2 protein-coding genes are annotated in these 1,175 nt (G+C 68.2%); both read left to right on the forward strand.

Annotated elements, in window-relative coordinates; translation table 11 throughout:
* Window positions 1-156 precede the first annotated feature (156 nt).
* Entirely contained in the window at window positions 157-426 is a 270-nt protein-coding gene (locus JL475_RS39070; protein ID WP_202282937.1) for a type II toxin-antitoxin system Phd/YefM family antitoxin, read from the forward strand.
* A complete protein-coding gene (locus JL475_RS39075; protein WP_202282938.1) occupies window positions 416-883 on the forward strand; it encodes a type II toxin-antitoxin system VapC family toxin in 468 nt (155 codons plus the stop codon). The genes JL475_RS39070 and JL475_RS39075 overlap by 11 nt, the downstream gene beginning before the upstream one ends.
* Window positions 884-1,175: the final 292 nt, after the last annotated feature.

A 1,175-nucleotide genomic window follows, 5' to 3' on the forward strand; every position in this document is an offset into this window, starting at 1 on the left:
GCTTCCCACGTCCGGCAAACCCACAGATCACAGCCGCCTGGACACCCGCACTCAAGCCGTAACTTCACGGCCTTGCGCTTTAGGGGTGAAGGCCTGTCGGCGCGAGCCCTCGGCGTGAAGTGCTACGTGGTAGCACCGGGTGCTACCGTGGTCGGTATGAGCGTTCAGCCCGAAATCACCCAGCGGGATCTGCGCAACCGATCCCGAGAGATCATGGACGCCATACAGGGCGGCCAGTCGTTCACCGTCACCCGTGACGGACACCCGATCGGTGAGCTCGTTCCGCTGCGGCGACGCCGTCGGTTCGTCTCCCGCCAGGAGTTCGCCGCGATGTCCAGGACCGCCCCCGACATCGGCCTCGACGCGTTCCGCGCCGACCAGGACGCCACGGCCGACCCCTACCTGGACGATCCCTATGCCCGCTGACCGCTCGCCGTACGCGCAGGGACTCCTCGATACCAACATCATGATTCTGCGCCGGTGGGTCGCCCCCGAGGAACTGCCGGACGAAATGGCGATCACCGCCATCACCCTCGCCGAGTTGTCCGCCGGCCCGCACGAGGTCCGCCGCAACGACGAACAGAGCGGCTACGACGAACACGCCGAACGCGCCCGCAGGCTCGACGTCCTCCAGCGCGCCGAGAACGAGTTCGACCCCATCCCCTTCAGCGCCGACGCGGCCCGCATCTACGGTCGCATCTGTGCCGCGGTGATCAGCGCCGGCCGGAAGCCGCGTTGCCGGGTGGCCGACCTGATGATCGCCGCCATCGCCGTGGCCGAGGACCTCCCCCTCTTCACCACCAACCCCGACGACTTCAAAGGGCTGGACGACCTCCTCACCGTCGTACCGGTCACCCGCCCGAAGGTGCCTCACGAAGGCTGACACCAGGGGCCGGGTCGGCGGGAGCACCACGGACTTCGTGGTGCGAGCGTGGCACGGACGCGATCGGCAGCAGGGCCGGTTCGAGGGCCAAGCCCTCGAACCGGCCCTTGACTGCTGCGCCCCGGCAGGATTCGAACCTGCGACACCCGCTTGAGGAGTTCGATCGTTCCTTGGCGTTGCCGTAGAGCCACCCGGCCACGCTGACCATGCGAGGCCGCCTAGGGCCTGTTCGGGGTCGTGATCTCGGTTCCGATGCCCGCATCCGGCGAGGGCGGCCGAGCTGGTAGAACAC

It is taken from the genome of Streptomyces sp. M2CJ-2 (genome assembly GCF_016757295.1).
Taxonomy (GTDB): Bacteria; Actinomycetota; Actinomycetes; order Streptomycetales; family Streptomycetaceae; genus Streptomyces.